At 41.6% G+C, this 12,936-nt stretch carries 12 protein-coding genes; 9 read left to right on the top strand and 3 right to left on the bottom strand.

Annotation, left to right across the window (positions count from 1 at the left end):
* The first annotated feature begins 88 nt into the window (after positions 1 to 88).
* Complete coding sequence (locus tag ACFEL9_RS00265) at positions 89 to 856, top strand: ABC transporter permease subunit (protein ID WP_385885072.1); 768 nt, start codon at positions 89 to 91, stop codon at positions 854 to 856.
* 382 nt (positions 857 to 1,238) lie between these two features.
* On the opposite strand, the gene ACFEL9_RS00260 is transcribed toward ACFEL9_RS00265, so the two are convergent.
* On the bottom strand, positions 1,239 to 2,531 hold the full coding sequence (locus ACFEL9_RS00260) for a hypothetical protein (RefSeq protein WP_385885070.1): 1,293 nt from the start codon (positions 2,529 to 2,531) through the stop codon (positions 1,239 to 1,241).
* Between the two features lie 129 nt (positions 2,532 to 2,660).
* Between ACFEL9_RS00260 and ACFEL9_RS00255 the strand changes: the two genes are divergently transcribed.
* From ACFEL9_RS00255 to ACFEL9_RS00245, 3 genes are all read left to right on the top strand, one after another.
* On the top strand, positions 2,661 to 3,035 hold the full coding sequence (locus ACFEL9_RS00255; RefSeq protein ID WP_385885068.1) for a hypothetical protein: 375 nt from the start codon (positions 2,661 to 2,663) through the stop codon (positions 3,033 to 3,035).
* Between the two features lie 110 nt (positions 3,036 to 3,145).
* Positions 3,146 to 5,488, top strand: a complete 2,343-nt coding sequence (locus ACFEL9_RS00250; RefSeq protein WP_385885066.1) for a TonB-dependent receptor — start codon at positions 3,146 to 3,148, stop codon at positions 5,486 to 5,488.
* On the top strand, positions 5,489 to 6,709 hold the full coding sequence (locus ACFEL9_RS00245; RefSeq protein ID WP_385885064.1) for a sialidase family protein: 1,221 nt from the start codon (positions 5,489 to 5,491) through the stop codon (positions 6,707 to 6,709).
* A gap of 14 nt (positions 6,710 to 6,723) precedes the next feature.
* On the opposite strand, the gene ACFEL9_RS00240 is transcribed toward ACFEL9_RS00245, so the two are convergent.
* The gene (locus ACFEL9_RS00240; protein ID WP_385885062.1) at positions 6,724 to 7,155 is read right to left on the bottom strand and encodes a 6-pyruvoyl trahydropterin synthase family protein; all 432 of its coding nucleotides are present in this window, start codon (positions 7,153 to 7,155) and stop codon (positions 6,724 to 6,726) included.
* Positions 7,156 to 7,464: 309 nt separating this feature from the next.
* Between ACFEL9_RS00240 and ACFEL9_RS00235 the strand changes: the two genes are divergently transcribed.
* On the top strand, positions 7,465 to 7,887 hold the full coding sequence (locus tag ACFEL9_RS00235; protein WP_385885060.1) for a putative zinc-binding protein: 423 nt from the start codon (positions 7,465 to 7,467) through the stop codon (positions 7,885 to 7,887).
* A 131-nt stretch (positions 7,888 to 8,018) separates the two neighbouring features.
* Positions 8,019 to 9,785 (top strand): hypothetical protein, encoded by a 1,767-nt coding sequence (locus ACFEL9_RS00230; RefSeq protein WP_385885058.1) that lies wholly within the window; start codon positions 8,019 to 8,021, stop codon positions 9,783 to 9,785.
* Between the two features lie 100 nt (positions 9,786 to 9,885).
* Here the strand turns inward: ACFEL9_RS00230 and ACFEL9_RS00225 are convergent, their stop codons facing one another.
* On the bottom strand, positions 9,886 to 10,332 hold the full coding sequence (locus tag ACFEL9_RS00225; protein ID WP_385885056.1) for an OsmC family protein: 447 nt from the start codon (positions 10,330 to 10,332) through the stop codon (positions 9,886 to 9,888).
* Positions 10,333 to 10,525: 193 nt separating this feature from the next.
* On the opposite strand from ACFEL9_RS00225, the gene ric reads away from it, so the two are divergent.
* The 3 genes from ric to ACFEL9_RS00210 all read left to right on the top strand — a co-directional run bounded on the left by ric (position 10,526) and on the right by ACFEL9_RS00210 (position 12,936).
* A complete protein-coding gene (ric, locus tag ACFEL9_RS00220) occupies positions 10,526 to 11,506 on the top strand; it encodes an iron-sulfur cluster repair di-iron protein (RefSeq protein WP_385885054.1) in 981 nt (326 codons plus the stop codon).
* The gene (locus tag ACFEL9_RS00215; protein ID WP_385885052.1) at positions 11,484 to 11,981 is read left to right on the top strand and encodes a hemerythrin domain-containing protein; all 498 of its coding nucleotides are present in this window, start codon (positions 11,484 to 11,486) and stop codon (positions 11,979 to 11,981) included. The genes ric and ACFEL9_RS00215 overlap by 23 nt, the downstream gene beginning before the upstream one ends.
* Before the next feature lie 148 nt (positions 11,982 to 12,129).
* Positions 12,130 to 12,936: a DUF2249 domain-containing protein gene (locus ACFEL9_RS00210; protein WP_385885050.1), complete on the top strand. Its 807-nt coding sequence runs from the start codon at positions 12,130 to 12,132 to the stop codon at positions 12,934 to 12,936.

Raw genomic sequence — 12,936 nt, 5'->3', positions numbered from 1 at the left:
TTCCACGAACCGGAAAAATGATGAAAGGAATGGTTCGTGAGACGAACCACGGCATTGAGTTGGTTGGGTGAGGCCTAAAAAGAATTTTATGTTGAAACTTACACGATACGTTTTATATGATATACTTCGCAGCAAGGTAGTAATTGCCTACACCTTGTTCCTTTTTGTTGTTTCTTTCAGCCTTTTTCAACTGGAAGAAAATCACAGCAAGGCTATACTCAGCCTGCTAAATATTGTATTGATCGTGGTGCCGCTGATCAGTATGATCTTTACCACCATTCATTATTACAACTCCTATGAGTTTATTGAGCTGATGCTATCACAACCATTAAGCCGCACCCGTATTTTACTCAGCGAGTATGGCGGTGTAGCTTTATCGCTCCTCAGCGGTTTTTTTATAGGCGTAGGACTTCCCGTGGTATTATTTGCGTTTGATGCAACAGGGATGGCTCTGTTATTTACAGGTGGGGCATTGACGCTGGTTTTTACTTCCATCGCTTTTTTAGCTTCAGTGAAGGCCAGGGATAAAGCAAGAGGAATCGGTTCTGCATTATTACTATGGTTTTATTTTGCCCTGATATACGATGGCCTGGTATTACTCATACTATTCAGCTTCAGCGACTACCCGATGGAAAAATTTACGCTACTGCTTTCTGCTCTCAACCCCATTGATCTCGGCCGCATCTTCATCATGCTGAAAATGGATGTGAGTGCATTGATGGGTTACACCGGTGCCTTATATAAAGATTTTTTTGGCAGCGGTACCGGTATTCTTTTTACTGTTGGCATCATGCTATTATGGATTGCAGTCCCTTTGTTATTGGCTTTAAGGGTTTTTAAAAGAAAAGATTTATAATCACTGTTGTCAGATTAATTTTCCCGAATCCTTGAAAACTCTTTTTGGTTAAGGTTCTAAGCCTCGTCTCTCCTGAGTTTGTCGAAGGATGGAGAGGGGAGGTCTTAACAGGCAAAGGGTTAAATATGTTAGTCGGGCAGCAATGATTTATTTATAATATCTCAAAGTCCTCCTGCATTTGTTTGTTAATTAACGTGAGTTTGGATGTTTTTTTAATGAGAATGAATGTTCTGATTGTTCCGTTAGGAACTAATGGTGGGTAGATATTAAAAAATGTTTGCACCAAGCGTTCCTATCGGAACGCATCGTGCTTGCCTTCACCCAATTCTACCCGCCAATCATCCCTAACGGGATGGTACAAGAGACCCAAAACTCACGTTAATTACCCCTTCAATCTGTGCAGGCTTGGGTGACGGGTTTGCTTAACCCGGGCAATAAATATTAGCAACAACCCCGCAGAAAAAAAAGTACTTAACAAGAAAAGGAGACGGAGATAGAATTGTGTTGGAAGAAATTCAAGATAACCTGCTGCCTGCAATACAAGTAATAATTCGGTGCTGATAAATGCAAAAAGAAAAGCCAGGATGCCGTTATATGACAAGCGGTTGAATGATGTTGGCCTGGCGATAACAGAAAACACAAACACACTGATAAAACCAATCAGTACCAGGTGTAAATAAGCGATTACAAAATTCCGGTTTTGATAAGCCAGTTCTGCCACAGAAGGTAAAGCGCTAAGCAATTGCAACAGGCTTTTTACCAATAAAGCAAAAATGGAAATCCGAAATAGCCAATGCTGCATGGCGGTTTCCCATTTTAATCCCTTCATATCTTTCAGCAAAAAAAAGAGAGCCACTAATTGCACGAACGCGGCTGCTCCGCCGGTTATATTCAGGAGGATGGACGGCTGTGTCCATAAAACGGATAAAGTATAAGCAGGAATACAGGCAATATTCATCAGCCTGAAAACTAATTTTCCATGATTAAATGATTTTTTTCGTTCAATCATTTTATAAAGCACGGCCAAAACGATGAATGTGAAGAAACCATTGTATTGAAAATGCAGGTAGAAGTAAATAGCATTATAATAAATAGGCGTGCCTGTCTTGCCCAACGCAATAAGCGGCCCGGTGGCAAAAGGACCAATAGCTGAAATAAAAAAATAAAAAAAACCTGCCAGCAAAAACGCCGAAGATGTTTGAAAAAACTGAGGTCTCACGGCAGACCTTATTAAAAGGCCTGCATAAAATCCCGCTCCAAGTGAAAGGGTGGAGAACACAATGCTGACTGCGCCGTATCCCTGGAAAGGAAAACTCAGGAGCATGCCATAGGCCGATACCAGCATCAATACAATTATATTTCGCCAGTGGAGATAAGTGGATGCCGTGTATATACCAGGAAAAAATTTCAGTATAAGATATATCAGGACCGGGATTATCCAGCCCCCAAAGGCAAAATGAGAGTGGGCATGCAATACATTTTTATACGTAAAAAAGGGGATCGAAACGAGGGGATAGGCACGGAGCAAAAGACCCGCCAATGCTAGCAGGAAAAAATTAAAAAGGCAAATACTCAGCAATTTTTTTTGCAAAAGCATGTACCCGGCTTCCGTCTTTTCCGCCGCAAGGTTGAATGTCGATAGCCGGTTTTTTACATTTACCAGGTTCATTTTCATTTACAAAGAAAATAGCTTTAAGTAAATGGCGTAATTACACGGGTCAGCAGCAGGTATGATTAAGATCAGTAAATAAGTTGAGCAGCCCGGTTATTTTATCTGGCAATTACTGATACTTTTGTAACGGAAATGAAATTCATCGCAACTGCCACATTGATTTTGCTTTTAATGGCCCAAACCTTTAGTACATGGTTTGTGGTACTGGCTTTCAATCTTAACAGGGATTATATAGCCAAAAGCCTTTGCGAGAACCGTTACCGGCCGCAGTTAAAGTGTAAGGGTAATTGTGTATTGATGAAAAAAATGAAAGAAAAAGAGAAGCAGGAACAAAATACTCCTGAATCAGTGAAGCTCGAAATCACTTCTCTTGTACTTTCTTCCAGGTCGTTTTTCGCAACAGTAGAAACGCCTGTAATCATTTCCTCTACCAATTATGGTAACGCTACTGACCCGGGCAAACCCATTGATAGGTCCATAAGCTTCTTTCATCCCCCTTCTGCCTGAACCATTCCTCTTTTACAATTTGACTTTTTGATTATTTGAAAAGCAATATCGTTGCGGAGCTATGTCGGCACTATCAACGGATTGCATTACCCTATCCAAATTAAATTGGTATGTTATCTATCTATAAACTAATTGCTGCTGTGTTGGTTTTTGTGACAGTCGCTACTGTTGGGAATAGTCAACAGGTTTTCAAAGGGAAAATAATTGATGCCGCAACTAAAGAACCAGTCGCTGGTGCATCTGTTCATTGCTCTGCTGGCTGCTCCTGCGGATGCGCTACCAATGCGCTTGGCGAATTTGAATTGAAGCCGCTGGCACATTGTTGTGTATCATTTGAAGTATCCTATATTGGCTATCAACCGGTCACTATCCAGGCGGGTCAACTCATGACAATTGTAAATCTTCAACAGGATAATTCGCCGATGCAGGCAGTTGTTGTGACAGCCAGCCGGGAAGGAGTGAAACGTTCTTTAGCGCCTGTTGCCATCACTACTATTTCGTCAAAAATGATACAGGATGCAAAACCGGTTACCGTAGACCAGGTATTGAATAAAGTAAGCGGTGTGTATATGGTGAATCTTGGTAACGAACAGCACAGTATGAGTATTCGCCAGCCCATGACGACAAAAAGTTTGTTCCTCTATCTTGAAGATGGTATCCCAATCCGTACTACCGGTTTGTTCAATCACAATGCATTGCTGGAAATGAATATGGCTGCAGTAAAAAACATTGAAGTGATCAAAGGACCTTCTTCCTCGCTGTATGGTAGCGAGGCCATTGGTGGCGTGGTTAATTTCATCACGGTGGCCCCGACGGCTGTGCCTGTTGCAAAACTTTCGTTGCAGGGAAATAATATCGGTTATAAAAGAACCGATCTGCAAACCTCGTTCAGTAAAGGCAAATGGGGCTTTGCCCTAAGTGGTTATTATGCAGATAAGCGAAATAGTTTTATTGAATACAGCGATTTTCATAAAGCTAACCTGACAGCGAGAATCGATTATCGTTTTGGTGAAAAAACGTTGCTTACAAATAGTGTCACCTGGATGAATTATTACAGTGATATGACAGGAGGTATAGATAGCAGTCGTTTTGTTGACAAGTCATTTGGCAGCAACTATACATTCACTTACCGCGAAGTCAAAGGTCTCCGTTATCGATCTGCCTTGTCGCATAACTGGAGCGATAACAGTAAAACGACTGCATCCGTCATCTTTCGTGATAACAGCATCGGTCAAAACCCTGCTTATGCCATCAAGGATGATTATCGCCGGCTTTCCAACGGGACATGGACAGGGAAAAAGGACCTGGCCCATGGTGAGATCAATGAAGTGAGTTTTAATAGTTATGCATTGATGATTCAGCACAAGCAAAATTTAAACTGGAAAAAAGCCGTGCTTATCGGTGGTTTGAATGTTGACATTAGTCCTTCCCGCTATTCGGCTGAATACATCCGGGTCAACAAAGACAGTGTTTCTAGAATATATACCGGCTATCAAAGCATGGACAGCATGTTGACACACTATAAAAGTGATATTAATAATTATGCGGCCTTTGCCAATTTTGAATTTAGCCCGGTTGAAAAATTAAGAGTCGTTGCCTCGTTGCGCTATGATTTGTTTCATTATGAATTTAATAACTACCTGCAGCCTTCTTCGTATAGCGGGTCGCCTGATACACAGAATAATTTTAAAAGAGTCAGTTCCAAGATCGGCTTTACGTATAATTTTTCTTCCACTGCCGGTGTTTATGCCAACTACAGCGAAGGATTTGTACCGCCACAGGTTACCGAAATGTATAAGGGAGTGAAAGTACCTGAATTAAAACCCGCTGTTTTTTATAACTATGAAGTAGGCGGCTGGTCGGAATTGGTAAAAGGAAAATTGAGTGCGGATATCAGTGTGTATCAACTGGAAGGTGCCAACGAAATCATTTCTGTAAGAATGGATGATGGAAGTTCGCATAACATGAATGCCGGTAAAACCCGGCATAAAGGAATTGAATTCGGACTGAATGCAAGCCCGGTAAAAAGCATCAGCCTTCGCTTCAGCAGTGCACTCAGCAAACACCGGTTTACGGAGTTTGTCGAAAAAGGAGTTTCCTATAACGGTAATGAAATGAATGGCGCACCCAACTGGATGCATAATGCAGAGATATGGTGGCGCCCTGCATTTGTAAATGGACTGAGGTTGGGAGTGGAGTGGCAAAAAATCGGAAACTACTATATGGATCCCATGAATACGGTAAAGTATGACGGTTATGATGTATTTCATGTGAGGGTGGGTTACAAATGGAAGGCGATAGAACTATGGGTGAACATGATGAATGCTGCTGATAAATATTATGCCTACACCAGTAGCAAAAGCAATTTTGGTTATAGTTATACTCCTGCTGAACCAAGGCATTTTAATATGGGTATTAGTTATGATTTTGGTGAACTTTTTAAAAAGAAATAAATGAATTTTTATAAATCACTTTTTGGGGCAGGAGTACTATTTCTTCTTTTCTCCTGTTATAGCAAGAATAAAAAAACGTTGATCAATGCAGGGGCGGCCGTACAAATTGATTTGCTTCCCGGCAATTGTCCTTATCTCACAAAAGACAACAAAGGAAATATTGTGATGAGTTGGGCAAGATCGGTGAATGATTCTGCATTTGTTTTTTGCTATGCCGTGTCGGATGATGCAGGTAAGACCTTTGGAAAAACTATTACCATTCCTTCCAGCGATAATATTCAGCCACATTCTGAAAACCTGCCAAAGGTCATTTTCAAACCTTCAGGTGAAATCATTGCCTTGTGGGGCGCAGCAAATCCTAATCCAATAAATAAATATTCGGGGCTTGTTTATTACAGTCAGTCATTTGATGAAGGTAAAACATGGAGCCGGTGCAAACTATTGGTGAATGATACAGCCGGTTATGATCAGCGTTATTATGATGTGGCCCTGCTTCCTTCCGGTGAAGCAGCGATCATCTGGTTAGATAACCGGAAAGCAACGGACAAAGAAGGTTCGGCGCTTTATTTCGCAAAGACTGAAGGGGCGAACGGATTTCAGCATGAAAGGATGATCGGCGAAGGTTGTTGCCAGTGCTGCCGTACCGATCTGTTCATCGACAGTAAAGCAGGCATCCATGTCTTATACCGTGGTATTATAAAAGATAGCGTCAGGGATATGCTGCACCGCGTTTCAATGGATGGTGGTAAAAATTTTTCTGAGCCAAAGCTGATCAGTAATGATAACTGGGTAATCAGGGGATGCCCGCATACCGGCCCTGCAATGACGGAGAATAAAGAAGGCTTGCATTTCACCTGGTTCACAGGCGGCGGCAACAAAGGATGTTTTTATACCCAGTCTGACGATAATGGAAAAAGTTTTAATCAGGCTGACCGCATCAGCGCAGCGGGATCGCATCCGCAAATTGCTTCTTTTCCAAATGGAGAGCTTGTTGTGGCATGGGATGAACCGGTGCAGGTAAATAATAAATATTTCAGGAGAATAGCTGTTCAAAAAAGATCAGCAACGGGAAAAAGTGAACAGCAAAGTTTTATTACCACCGATACACCAACAGCTTCTTATCCTGTAGTGGCTTCGTTGGATGACCAAAATTCAGTAGTTGCTTATACAGTGGAAAAAGATAAGAAGGACTACATCATGTATCAGCGGGTTAAACTGTGAAGATAAATCGGACCTTATTGGTGATCAATGAGCCACTCAGCATAGGAGTCGTTTGTTTCAAACAATTTTAATTTGACAAGACGGACAGTCGCCGGCAATTTTTTACTTATAATTTGTTGAGCATACACCAGTATGTTCTCTGCTGATGGTTCATGTTCCCATTGTAAAAGATTGTCCGGATAAGGAACAGGGTGTGCTTTAAGGAAATCGCGGGACAATACCAATTGGTGATCCAGTTGCTGAATAAGGCTTTCGTTCACGATTTGTTTTAATTCTTTAAAGTCCATGATAAGGCCGGGACCCGGCAGGAAGTTCTCACTCGTATCAGCTGATGCTATGGTGACGTACAATTCGTAAGAATGACCGTGGATATTTTTGCATTTACCGGGATAACCATGAATGGCATGAGCCATTTCAAAGCGAAAGATCTTTGTTATTTGAAGCATAGTGGTTGTAATAAAAAGAATTTAGTTGATGATTACCTTAAAAGACTGGTTGCTCTTTTCTTCAGTTGCAATGAAGGTTTGTTTGACAAGCTATCTTATTGGTTAAAGTTATTTTCCATCTCACATGAAATTTGTTTATTAGGTTGTTATTGGGTGCAAAAGTCTGACCGTTACGATTGCGGTGACATAACTTTTGTCATGTCATTCGAAGGGAAAACATGATTTTCGTCAGGTCAACGCAAATAGGGGTTAAAGAAAAGTAATTAGATACTTACATCATCTACTTTTGGTTTCCTGATTCAATTTTTTATGACAAAAGAAACGACTGGTGAAAAGAAACCCCTTGTTTACTCCTGTTCGGGATGTAGCAGTGCAGCACAAATGGCCAACCATATTGCCATACAGCTTGATAGAAAAAATATTGCTGAAATGTCGTGTATTGCCGGTGTGGGTGGTAACGTAAAAAAGTTGGTGAGGACCGCTCAATCGGGAAGAACGATAATTGTGATAGATGGTTGCCCCCTCGCTTGTTCAAAAGCCTGCCTGAGCAATCACAATATTACACCGGATATTCATTTTGAGTTAACACGTTTTGGCGTTAGCAAAAAGCAGCACGAGGAGTTTGACCCAGAGGAAGCAGGAGAAGTATTGCAAGCAATAGAATTGCAAATAAGAGCGAACTATAATCCGTATATAAGTATGCAGAACGATATAGCGGATTCAATATACTGACCGGTCAAAAAAAAGACACAAATGATATTGGATGCTCCTGTATCGTTTGTTGTTTTTGAGAAAATTAAGTTGTTATTCATTTCAAAAATCTTATGTGTAATACCCCACTTCATAGATTTCATATTCCCGTGATGGGCTTGGCTTATACCATTGACAGCCCTGTTAAGGTGGCCCGGTTTGGCATCTCATCGGTTATCTCCATTGTTGAAGACAGGTTGGTGGAGATGATGAGGCGGCATTATTACCCGGCAATCAATATGGAGTATCAACCCATCAGCACCCATGAAACAGATTACAGGGCCAGGCGAATTACGGATTATCTCAACCTGGTCAATACGATTGTGCAGGCACAGGTGGAGAAATTAAAACAGGCTGCTTTTGAAACTGGTTCAGAGATCGTAAAATATTTTGAAATGCTGCCCGATGACAGTCAGTTAAAACTATTGTACCGGCAAATGATGAAGACAACCAGCCGGCCCGAAAAACAAAAATTGGAATCCTGGTTACGTGAGCAAATAAAACCTGGCAGTATTGATGTGAACATCATGACAAAAACAGATCGGGATAATTATGATAAGACTGGACAATTGTTGCCCGATAGTTCGGATGCGGTGGCAGCACTGAGGGGATATGCAAAGAGTAACCTTGTCAATTCGTCAATCGTTTTTTCAGCGGGTATGAACCCGCGGTTGTATAATTACCTGGGCAACTGTAGTGAGTTTGATGTAAACGAAGATGGCGGGTTTACAAAGAAAATAATTGTAAAGGTGAGTGACTACCGGTCCGCATTGATACAGGGAAAATACCTGGCCAGAAGGGGGATTTGGGTAAGCGAGTTCAGGATTGAATCGGGGTTGAACTGCGGTGGTCATGCTTTTGCGACAGACGGATTTTTATTGGGGCCGATACTGGAAGAGTTTAAAATGAACAAACAAGAGCTGATTGATTCGCTTTTTGAGATCTATAACGCAGCCCTTTTAAAAAAGAAGAATAAAAAATTTATTTATCCGCCGCAACTGACCATCTCTGTCCAGGGTGGCATTGGCACTCATGAAGAGGATGAATTTTTGCACCGCCATTATACTGTCGAAAGCACGGGATGGGGCACGCCTTTTTTACTGGTGCCCGAAGCAACCACGGTGGATGAAAATACTTTGAAGCTGTTATGCGCCGCAAAAGAAAAAGATGTGGTGCTGAGCCATAATTCGCCGTTAGGCGTGAGGTTTCATTACCTCAAAGGAACCAGTTCACACAACGAAAAGCTGTCACGTATCAGTAATGGCAAACCGGGCAGCCCCTGTACGGAGAAGCATTTGGCTTTTAATACAGAGTTTACCAAAGAGCCAATCTGCACGGCATCCCGCAAATACCAGAAACTAAAGATCGAACAGTTGCAATCGTTTAATCTTCCTGGGCAGGTTTATAAAAAACAAATGGAAGAAGTGTTGGATAAAGAATGTTTGTGCATTGGCCTGAGCAATGCAGCGGCGATTCATTATAACCAGCCCTTTGTTAAAAAACTGGATGCCGTAACCATTTGTCCTGGCCCTAATATTGTCAATTTTTCCAAAGTGGTTTCATTGCAAACCATGACGGATCATATTTATGGAAGAACAAATATCCTGGCTAATGGCGACAGGCCACACATGTTTATTGCAGAACTGTATTTATATATAGATTACCTGAAAGAGAAGTTGGAGGACGATAAACAAAGCAGGTTTGAAAAAAATAAAAAGAGCTACACCATTTTTTATCAAAATCTGAGGAATGGTATCAGCTATTATCGTGGCCTGCCCGCTGTGGCCTCTTCCGGCCGGGAGACTTTTACCAAAGCCCTTGATTTAGCGGAGGTGGAACTGGATTATTTGAATTACCAGTATTCGCTTCTTGATAAGTAATCACTATTGTCTGACTAAAGTCTTGCCAATCCTATAAAACCATTACTGGGTTCTAAGCCCTCCTTTGGAGAGGGATGGTTAGTTAAAAAAACAGTTTGATTCATACTGTTCTGTTGTCAAAAACCATCTCGCCGTTAAAATTTATTTCCCATGTTATTGGTAATGCTTTTTTCAGCATATGGCTTACGCCGCAGATCTTTTCCTGCGAGTCATTGACGGCTTTAAGTACAGCATCTTTATCATCGTTCCTGCCCCTTATTTCATAAACGATATGTATGGCTATGTATTCAAGTGGCTGCTGCTTGCTTAGTTCGCCGGTTACTTTCAAACTAAAATCATCTACTGAGATATTAGCCTTACGAAGCAGGGCCACTACATCCATTCCCGTGCAGCCGGACAAGGCAGTAAGTATAAAAGGTTTTGGGATTGGACCGTTTTCTTCGCCGCCTGCCCGTGTCGGAGCATCCATTACAATAGTATGACCATTGACAAGTGCATTGAATTGCATCTTTCCCATCCATTGCGTTTCTATTTCATGTTGAGCCATAAGAATTTATTTTTTGCTGGTTGTTGATACAAAAATCTGATAGGCGCAATTGCGGTGAAGTAACTTTTGTCACCCAACTCACGCAGAAAACATGATTTTCGTCAGGTTGGCTTAAATACCGATGGAATAAAAGCATTTAAATACTTTTATTTTTTACTTTTGAGGACGCTGATTAACTTTTAAAACATAAAATATGCTTACCGCAGAAGAAAACATTTTGGATGTGACCTTGCTCGAGCCGAGACAAAAACATCCCACCATTTTTACCCGTTTTGATGAACTCGAAGAAGGGGAGAGTTTAATTATTCACAACGACCATGATCCCAAGCCGCTTTATTACCAGTTATTGGGAGAAAGAGGAAATGTCTTTCACTGGGGCTACCTGGAGCAGGGGCCGGAGTGGTGGAAAGTGCGTATCAGCAAGCGCATTAGTGGTGAGAACGATGAAACACTGGGACAGATTGCAGCCAAAGATTTGCGCAAGGCGCAGATCTTTAAGAAATATGGTCTTGACTTCTGTTGCGGGGGTAAGAAAACGGTAAAGCAGGCCTGCGCAGAAAAAGGGTTGGATGTAACAAAGATCGAACAGGAATTGCAACAGGCGGATCAAAATCCTGTCACCCGCCCTTTACCTTATGATGACTGGAGTCTTGACTTCCTGGCTGACTATATTGTGAACACACATCACAGCTATGTGAAAAAAACATTGCCGGATCTTGTACAGTATGCGGCAAAATGTGCCCGTGTGCATGGCGGCCGTCATCCTGAACTGCCTGCGATTCACCAATTGGTAGAAGAAGTGAATGTTGAACTATCAGCACATTTGATAAAGGAAGAAAAAATTTTATTTCCTTATATCAAAGAATTAGTAAGAGCTGCCAACACTGGCCAACCACCCGTACATGCAGTACAGTTTGGGACCATTCAAAATCCTGTCAGCATGATGGAGATAGAGCATGAGATGGCGGGTAAGGCATTACAGGAAATAAGAATTCTTTCCAATAATTTTTTATTGCCTGAGGATGCCTGTGCCAGCTACAGTCTTTTGTACCGGATGCTCGATGAATTTGAAAACGATTTACATATCCATATTCATCTTGAAAATAATATCCTGTTTCCAAAAGCGTTGGCAATTGAAAAAAATTCAAATCATGAAGGATCATACTCCCATTAAACGGCTACAGGCTCTTGTTTCATTTTCCCGTGATCATCATTTCGGGCTCTTACTTGTATGGAAAATAAAGCAGGGCCTGGCTAATGCGATTGCACCGGAACGGATCAGCAACTATGTTCTTTATTTTTTCGAAGAAGACCTGCAGCCGCATTTTACAGAAGAGGAACAAACACTTTTTCCAAAGCTGCCTGTTGATAATGTCTTGCGCCAACGGGCGGAAAAAGAGCATGCCGTGATATATGATATGATTAATCAGCTCCGAAATGACAGAAGAAGTGAGACGTTGTTGCTGCAGTTTGCTGAAACCCTGAGGGATCATATTCGTTTTGAAGAAAGAGAATTGTTTGCTTCGATTCAGCAAACGCTGAGCGATGCAGAACTTGAAATGATCGCAACACATGTCGACAACCGCGGCAACAAGGTGGATGCGCAATGGCAGGATGTTTTTTGGGTGCCTGATAAATCCGGATTATAAAATCAATCAATATTGTCCGACTAAAATCTTGCAAATTCTATAAAGCAATTACTGGCTAGGGGCTCTAATTCCCCTCTCTCCTGGGCTTGTCGAAGGATGGGAGGGGAGTCGGAGAACATACAATCAATGAACAATAAAATGCAATGAAATGGTGATCAATGCTCATACAAAAATTGGCAGTATAATAAAGGAGAGGGCCGATGCGCTGGATGCTATTATAAGCATCAGCCCAAAATTTGAAAAGCTCAGAAACCCATTGTTGCGAAAACTAATGGCAGCAAGAACCAGCATCGCTACTGCTTCAAAGATTGGAGGGTGTAAAGTGACTGATTTTTTCAATAAGCTAAGGCCTTTGGGTTTTGAAATTGATGGCAGCGTTTTAGCAGAGGATAAGGAAAAAAGAGATTTGCCGGCCTTCATGCTTGCCATGCGGAAGGATCAGCTGACTGAGCTGGATGTGAGACCGCTGATAACATCGGGGAAAGACCCGCTTGCTCTTATCATGCAAAAAATAAAATGGCTGAAACCGGGACAGTCATTAAAAATTGTCAACAGTTTTTATCCGGAGCCGCTTATTCAGTTATTGCAAAAGCAGGGCTTTGAGTCTTATGCAGATATTATTGGCGATGACCTGGTGGAAACTTATTTCTATAAAAAAGAAAATACAAAAACACAGATCGCAGAACCTGTGATGGACGCACAGCAAGGATGGGATGAAGTGTTGCAAAAACATAAAGATAAATTGCAGGAGCTTGATGTGCGCCGCCTGGAAATGCCATTGCCCATGATGACTATTCTGGACGCATTGGATAAACTGTCTGACGGCATGGCCTTGTTTGTTTATCATAAACGGATACCCGTTTACCTGCTTCCTGAATTGGTTGAAAGAAAATTCAGTTACCGTATCAAAGAGATCAGGGAAGGAGAGGTGAATCTTTTAATTTATAAAGATTAG

Origin of the sequence: Terrimonas alba, from assembly GCF_042434975.1 — a bacterium.
In the GTDB taxonomy this organism is placed as follows: Bacteria; Bacteroidota; Bacteroidia; order Chitinophagales; family Chitinophagaceae; genus Terrimonas_B; species Terrimonas_B alba.
This window is presented reverse-complemented; position numbering and strand designations above follow the sequence as displayed.

Bases quoted from the DNA above. Each gene is read 5' to 3' on its own strand.
- ACFEL9_RS00265 (WP_385885072.1), top strand. From the start codon at position 89: ATGTTGAAACTTACACGATACGTTTTATATGATATACTTCGCAGCAAG.
- ACFEL9_RS00260 (WP_385885070.1), bottom strand. From the start codon at position 2,531: ATGAAAATGAACCTGGTAAATGTAAAAAACCGGCTATCGACATTCAAC.
- ACFEL9_RS00255 (WP_385885068.1), top strand. From the start codon at position 2,661: ATGAAATTCATCGCAACTGCCACATTGATTTTGCTTTTAATGGCCCAA.
- ACFEL9_RS00250 (WP_385885066.1), top strand. From the start codon at position 3,146: ATGTTATCTATCTATAAACTAATTGCTGCTGTGTTGGTTTTTGTGACA.
- ACFEL9_RS00245 (WP_385885064.1), top strand. From the start codon at position 5,489: ATGAATTTTTATAAATCACTTTTTGGGGCAGGAGTACTATTTCTTCTT.
- ACFEL9_RS00240 (WP_385885062.1), bottom strand. From the start codon at position 7,155: ATGCTTCAAATAACAAAGATCTTTCGCTTTGAAATGGCTCATGCCATT.
- ACFEL9_RS00235 (WP_385885060.1), top strand. From the start codon at position 7,465: ATGACAAAAGAAACGACTGGTGAAAAGAAACCCCTTGTTTACTCCTGT.
- ACFEL9_RS00230 (WP_385885058.1), top strand. From the start codon at position 8,019: ATGGGCTTGGCTTATACCATTGACAGCCCTGTTAAGGTGGCCCGGTTT.
- ACFEL9_RS00225 (WP_385885056.1), bottom strand. From the start codon at position 10,332: ATGGCTCAACATGAAATAGAAACGCAATGGATGGGAAAGATGCAATTC.
- ric (WP_385885054.1), top strand. From the start codon at position 10,526: ATGCTTACCGCAGAAGAAAACATTTTGGATGTGACCTTGCTCGAGCCG.
- ACFEL9_RS00215 (WP_385885052.1), top strand. From the start codon at position 11,484: ATGAAGGATCATACTCCCATTAAACGGCTACAGGCTCTTGTTTCATTT.
- ACFEL9_RS00210 (WP_385885050.1), top strand. From the start codon at position 12,130: ATGGTGATCAATGCTCATACAAAAATTGGCAGTATAATAAAGGAGAGG.